The organism is Candidatus Kryptobacter tengchongensis, assembly GCF_001458555.1.
GTDB lineage: Bacteria > Bacteroidota > Ignavibacteria > Kryptoniales > Kryptoniaceae > Kryptonium > Kryptonium tengchongense.
In genome coordinates this window covers 1-6,699 of the sequence record NZ_CZVH01000108.1, presented here as the reverse complement: position 1 = coordinate 6,699, position 6,699 = coordinate 1, and the positions used below count along the sequence as shown (strand labels likewise).

General features: G+C 36.3%; 5 protein-coding genes and 1 pseudogene. 5 read left to right on the top strand and 1 reads right to left on the bottom strand.

What is annotated here, in order from left to right:
- Nucleotides 1-135: 135 nt before the first annotated feature.
- Complete coding sequence (locus AT685_RS08070; RefSeq protein ID WP_081040650.1) at nt 136-1,017, top strand: 2-oxoacid:ferredoxin oxidoreductase subunit beta; 882 nt, start codon at nt 136-138, stop codon at nt 1,015-1,017.
- A 48-nt stretch (nt 1,018-1,065) separates the two neighbouring features.
- Here AT685_RS08070 and AT685_RS08065 read toward each other — a convergent pair whose 3' ends face one another.
- Entirely contained in the window at nt 1,066-2,034 is a 969-nt protein-coding gene (locus tag AT685_RS08065) for an aldo/keto reductase (protein ID WP_072152239.1), read from the bottom strand.
- A 161-nt stretch (nt 2,035-2,195) separates the two neighbouring features.
- On the opposite strand from AT685_RS08065, the pseudogene guaA reads away from it, so the two are divergent.
- The 4 genes and pseudogenes from guaA to AT685_RS08045 all read left to right on the top strand — a co-directional run.
- Nucleotides 2,196-3,706 (top strand): annotated as a pseudogene (gene guaA / locus AT685_RS08060) (glutamine-hydrolyzing GMP synthase).
- A gap of 7 nt (nt 3,707-3,713) precedes the next feature.
- Nucleotides 3,714-4,583, top strand: a complete 870-nt coding sequence (locus tag AT685_RS08055; RefSeq protein WP_143713190.1) for a tetratricopeptide repeat protein — start codon at nt 3,714-3,716, stop codon at nt 4,581-4,583.
- Nucleotides 4,576-6,357 carry an ABC transporter substrate-binding protein gene (locus tag AT685_RS08050; RefSeq protein WP_072152237.1) on the top strand — a complete coding sequence of 594 codons (1,782 nt, stop codon included), beginning with the start codon at nt 4,576-4,578 and terminating at the stop codon, nt 6,355-6,357. The genes AT685_RS08055 and AT685_RS08050 overlap by 8 nt, the downstream gene beginning before the upstream one ends.
- The coding region (locus tag AT685_RS08045; RefSeq protein WP_320409086.1) for a UPF0758 domain-containing protein at nt 6,354-6,699 on the top strand (346 nt) is incomplete at its 3' end. The genes AT685_RS08050 and AT685_RS08045, both read left to right, overlap by 4 nt.

The following is a 6,699-nucleotide window of genomic DNA, read 5'->3' as shown; positions in this document are numbered from 1 at the left end:
TGAGCAAAATTATCATGGACAATTTGCAAATATATTAAGAATGTTCGTGGATTATAACCCGATAAAGCTAAATAATTACGGTGGCATTCCTTTCACATCTGAAGAAATTTATAACAAAATAATTGAGGTAGCGAAATGAGTGAAGTAATGGAAAAAATAAAACAAGCGAAGGTTGAGTATAAAAGCGAAGTTAAACCAACATGGTGTCCAGGTTGCGGTGACTACGGAGTGCTTGCGGCTTTTATAAGGGCGCTTGGGGAAATGAAAATTCCAACTCATAAATTAAGCATTGTTTCCGGAATAGGTTGTTCAAGCAGATTTCCCCACTTCGTTAGAGGGTATAATCTTCATACCGTTCATGGGAGAGCTTTACCAGTTGCACTTGGAGTTAAAATAGCAAATCCAGAAATTGAAGTTTTTGTTGTCGGTGGAGATGGAGATGGATTTGCAATAGGTGGGGGGCATATTCCGCATGTCGCAAGGCGAAACCCAGATATGGTTTATATAATTCTTGACAACGCAATTTATGGCTTAACAAAAGGTCAAGTTTCACCTACTTCAACTTTGACGATGACAACAACGACGACTCCCTACGGGGCGATTGAACCACCAATTAATCCAGTTATGCTTCTTCTTGCTTATGGCGCTACTTTCGTAGCCCGTGGGTTTTCGTCAAACACTAAACAGCTAACTCAACTTATAATTGAGGCGACAAGACATAAGGGCTTTGCTGCAATTCATGTTATATCGCCATGTCCAACTTTCAACATGGAAATCACCTTTGACTTTGTCCGTGAAAAGGTTGTTGAAATTCCGCCAGAGCATGACCCGACAAATAAGCTGAAGGCATTTGAACTTGCGATGGCTCAGGATAAAATTTACACTGGGATATTCTATCGTGAGGAGAGACCAACATTTGAAAGTAATCTTGAGAAAATTATATCCAAATTTGATGGCGCGATTGATGAAGCTGTAAAAAAAGAAAGATTAGAAAAGCTTTTTGACCAGTTTGCGTAATATAATCCCCCCCTCCACTGATAACTTTGGAGGGGGTAATCTTTTCACTCAACGATAGAAATTTCTAACCCATCTGTGTTTTCTTAGTTCAAGTAACATTTTTTGAGATAGTTTCCTTCCATCTGAAACAGAGCAGTTTTCCTCAACATGTTGAATTTTTCTCATTCCTGGGATTACTGTTGAAACAGCTTCATGAGACAGGCAAAACCTTAGAGCAAGCTCGCTCAATGTCTTTGCTTCGTCCCCAAGTAGTTTTTCAAGTTTTTGAACTCTTTCCCATACCTGTTGTTTTCTATCGTCTCTAAAATATCTATTTCGCCAATCTCCTTCTGGAAATCTCGTTTCGGGCGTTATCTTTCCAGTTAAACTCCCCTCGTCAAATGGAACTCTGACAATTACTCCAATATTATACTGCATGCAAACGGGAAAAAGTTCATCTTCAGGAGATTGGTCAAAGATGTTATAAATTACTTGAACTGTATCAACCCTTCCAGTTTTTATGAGCTCAATCGCATTCCATGGTTCATGGTCATTTATTGAGATTCCAAAGAATCTTATTTTTCCTTCTTCTTTCAGTTTCTGTATCGCCTCCCACCATTCATCCATTCTTGCCCATTCATCATTCCAGACGTGAAATTGTTGCAAGTCAATTGTATCAACACCAAGATTTTTTAAACTTTGCTCGGTTGATTTTATGATGTGATCATACGGGAAAACGTCTTTCAGAGGGGTTCCTTTGAGGGCTGGCCAAATCATGTTTTTGGGGGGTATTTTTGTAGCGACATAAACTGTTTCCCTTACTTCTTTCAAAACCTTGCCTATTAATCTTTCGCTGTGTCCATCTCCGTAAACAAGGGCAGTATCAATAAAATTAACACCAAGTTCAATTGCTCTGTGAAGAGCTTTTATTGATTCCTCATCGTTTGAGTCCGCCCACATTTTACCTCCTATTCCCCATGAGCCAAATCCAATTTCCGACACTTGAAGACCTGTTCTTCCAAGGATTCGGTATCGCATTTGCTTTTATTTATTTTGTTTGTGAAATAGTTTGCTAAAGAAAAATTTAAATTGATTCGTGAAAATAAAAAAGCATCGCATCACAGGTTGTAATCTGGTTTTATGTGAATTTGGAGAAATTTTTTTATATTTAAATCAAAACTCATAAACTTAAAAAGTTGATGCGACCCAGTGAATTTATCCTTATACTTGACTTCGGTTCACAATACACACAGCTTATAGCAAGAAAGATAAGGGAACTTGGTGTATATTCCGAAGTTCAACCTTTTAATTTCCCTATTGATGAAATTGTGAGATCAAAACCGAAAGGGATAATTCTATCTGGCGGTCACAAGTTGATGTTAAATTATTTGAGCTTGGGATTCCTGTTTTGGGGATTTGTTATGGGCTTCAACTCATTGCATATAATCTTGGTGGGGAAGTTGATAGGTTTGCTAAAAGAGAATATGGGAAAGCAATTTTAAAAATTGAAAAAGATGATGATCTCTTCTATGGTTTGGGTTCAAATACCGTTGTCTGGATGAGTCATGGTGATGCGCTTGTGAAAGCACCTGATGGATTTGAGGTCATCGGTCAAACTGAAAACTCCCCAATTTGTGCGATACGAAAAAAGGATAAAAAAATTTACGGTGTGCAATTTCATCCAGAAGTTGCAAATACTGAAAAAGGGATTGATATGTTGAAAAATTTCGTATATAAAATCTGTGAATGTCATGGTGGTTGGAACGCTGAATTTTTTATTGAAAATACGATAAAAGAAATTAAAGACACGGTCAAGGATAAAAAAGTTATATGTGCTGTAAGCGGTGGGGTTGATTCAACAGTGCTTGCTGTCCTGCTTAACAAAGCTATTGGCAAAAATTTGATTGCAATTTACATTGATAATGGATTGATGCGTAAGAATGAAAGTATAGAAGTTATTGAAATGTTTAAAAAACTTGGTATTAATGTTCATTATGTTGGCGCTGGTGAGATTTTTCTTGAGAGGTTGCACGGTGTAGTTGAACCAGAAATGAAAAGAAAAATCATAGGACATACTTTTGTTGAAGTTTTTGAACGAGAGGCGGAGAAATTCGTAGATGTTGAATTTCTCGCACAGGGAACTTTATATCCAGATGTAATTGAGTCAACATCTTATAGGGGACCTTCTTCAAAGATAAAAACTCACCACAATGTTGGTGGGCTTCCAGAAAAGATGAAATTTAAATTAATAGAACCGTTTAGAGAACTTTTTAAAGATGAGGTAAGACGAGTTGGAAAATCGCTTGGACTTGATGATGAGATATTAAATCGTCATCCATTTCCTGGTCCAGGGCTTGCTGTTAGAATTATTGGTGAAATTACGCATGAAAAACTTGAAATTTTAAGAAGCGCTGATGAAATTCTTATTGAAGAAATAAAAAAAGCAAATCTTTATGATAAAATGTGGCAAGCCTTTGCTGTGCTTTTACCCGTAAGATCAGTTGGGGTTATGGGTGATGAAAGAAGCTATGAATATGTCATCGCTTTAAGAGCTGTGACAAGTCAGGATGGAATGACGGCTGATTGGGTGAGGTTGCCGTATGATGTGCTTGAGAGAATTTCATCAAGGATTGTCAATGAAGTTAGAGGAGTTAATAGAGTTGTTTATGATATAACGACAAAACCACCAGCAACAATTGAATGGGAGTAAGATCGGTATGCCAAATTCAGTTTTGAGGAAATCACTTGAAAAGGCAAGGAGATATTTTGATTCGGGGAAATTTTTACATTCAACTCAAATTTACCATAGACTTATAAATGAATTCCCAAATTTCGTTGATGCTTACATAGAGCTTGCTTTTATTTATACAAAGCTTGGAAAGGAAAATTACGCCGAAAAATTGTTGAGAAAAGCGTATGAAATTGAACCGAGAAATGAAGAAGTTCTTTTCATGCTTGGGAATATATGCCTTAAATCAAAAAGGTTTGATGAAGCGATAAAATTTTACACCCCTATTGCTAACCTTGATTATCCTGTAGTTCATTACAACCTTGGGCTTGCATATTATTACAGGGGTGATTTTCTTGAAGCTGAAGCAGAGTTTAAGAAAGTATTAAAACTTGATCCTGAGTTTCCTAAGGTTTTTGAAACCCTTGGGGAGATACTAATAAAGCGTGGAGCTTATGAGGAAGCAGTGGAATATCTGCAACGGGGTATAAAAAAGGAACCATATAATCACATGCTTTATTATCTTCTTGCAATTTCACATTGGAACCTTAGGAATTTGACCGAGGCGAAAAGTGCTATTGAAACCGCAATTGATCTTGAACCTAATAAAGCAATTCTCTGGGAAACATGTGGGGAGTTGTTGCTTGACCTTGGTGAAATTGATGAAGCGGAGAAATACTTTAATCGTGCTATTGGGCTTGATAAAAATCTTGTTGATTCATTCATAAATCTTGGATTGATTTACACATACCGTGGGAAAAAAGAAGAAGCAAATAGGTTTTTCAGTGAAGCGTTAAGAATTGACCCGAACGCTGAAGCGAAAATAGAGGAAAAACTTAATCTTTTGAGAAATGATTAGGTTTTTACGATTAATTTTATTTTTCGTTTTTGTCAATTGTTATCTTTTGGGTCAAAGCGACAAAATTTACAATCCAGTTGCTGATTCGCTTTTTAAATCTGGAGTTGAATTTTTTAAACTTGGCTTGAACGCAAGAGTTCTTCGTGGTGATACTGCAGGTATGATTTATTTTTCATCTGCTTATTTAAATTTTGATTCCATTATTTCACTTGATCTGAACCATCGCACAACCGCAAGTTATATTATGGCTTCAAAAGCGTTGTGCTATCTCAATAGATTTGGAGATGCTGAAAAACTTCTGAAAAAATTCATTGATCGTTTCCAAGAAAGTGAATACATTGAAGATGCTTTTTACACCCTCGGTTTAATTTATGTTAAATTTGGGGAGTATAAACAAGCGTTGCTTTCTTTTGATAAGGCTATCTCAAAATCAAAATATGAGAAATTAAAGTATATTGATGTTGTCTCGGCTGTAGTTGATTCAATTAGTGTGAGTGAGCTTGGTGAAATTGGAAAATTTGAATTGACCCCTGAAGTAAGATATCTCATAGTTCGTAGGATTTCCGATGGACTTGCTTCTTCTGGAAAAGTTGAGAATGCAAAAAGGTATGTCTCAAACCAGTTAAGGTATTTTCAGGGAACGGAGTTTTATGAGAAGATGATGCTTCAAATTAATTATTATGACCGATTGCTCGTTCGCCCGAAGGTAAAAATTGGGGTTATGCTTCCAGAGAAGCAGAGTTTGAGCGAATCAATTTTAAAGGGGCTTGAGATCGCAATTGATGAACATAATTTGAATTCAAACCCAAAGATTGGGATTGATGTTAAGTATTATACAAGCAGAGATGTTGATCAAAAATTGATAAATTTCAAAAATTCGCCAGATGTTCTTGCTATAATTGGACCAATTTATAGTGAGGATGTTCAACTTTGTGCAAGGTTCGGGGATCAGGTGAAAATACCTATAATTTCTCCGACTGCAACATCAGATGGTTTGACGGAGTTAAGCAAGTATATCTTTCAATTTAATTCAAACTATACAATTCGTTCAAAGACGCTTGCGCAGTTTGCTATTTTTGCACTTGGTTTGAAGAATTTCGTCATCCTTGCACCAAACGATAAAATTATCAAACCATTTGTTGATGCGTTTATTAATGAAGTTGAAAGAAACTCTGGAAAGGTCATCGCAATTCAATTTTATAGCTCCGATGAAACCGATCTTCGTCCGTATTTTAGAAATCTAATTACAAAACTTGACTCGCTTAAAATCTCTGCGCCAGTGGGGGAGGTCGTTTCTGAAGAAATCGGCTTATTTGCTCCAATCATAAATTCAGATTTTATCGGGATAATTTCTTCTCAAATATATTACCATGACCTAAAAGTTAAAATCCTCGGTAACGATGTATGGAACAATTTTGATGAACTTTATATGAATAGGAGATATACGGATGGTGTTATATTCACAAGCGGACAATATATTGACCGTGAAAGTTACTCATTTAAAAACTTTGCGAAATTGTTTAGGGAAAAATTTGGATCTGATCCAGACGATTTTTCAATTTACGGATATGACGCAGGGAGGTTAATTTTGAAAATAGTAAGCGAGGGTAAATTGACATCTGATGAAGTTTACGAAGCGCTTAAAAATTATGAAATGGCTGGAATTGGACGAGATGTTATTTTTGATGCTGAAAGGATCAACAAATCTGTCTCAATCCTTGTCTTCAAGGATAGCTTAATAAGAAAATTATCTCAGTGGGTGGTAAGTCAATGAAATATGAAGTTGAAACAGACTACAGAGTTAGGATAAAGGATTTGCCACCGGAAACAAGACCAAGAGAGAAGTTCATAAAATTTGGACCTCAATCAGTTTCAAATGCCGAGTTGCTTGCAATTTTAATCGGTTCTGGAACGAAAAAAATATCTGCTATAGATCTTGCAAATAAAATTTTATCCGATGCAGGAAGTTTGCGTGAGCTTGCTCGTAAGGGTCTTGGGGATCTAAAAAAATATAAAGGGATAGGTTTAAAAAAGGCAGTTGTTATTTCAGCAGCTTTTGAGCTTTCAAGAAGAATTCAATCTGAACCCGCATTGGAAAGACCGCAAATTACATCAC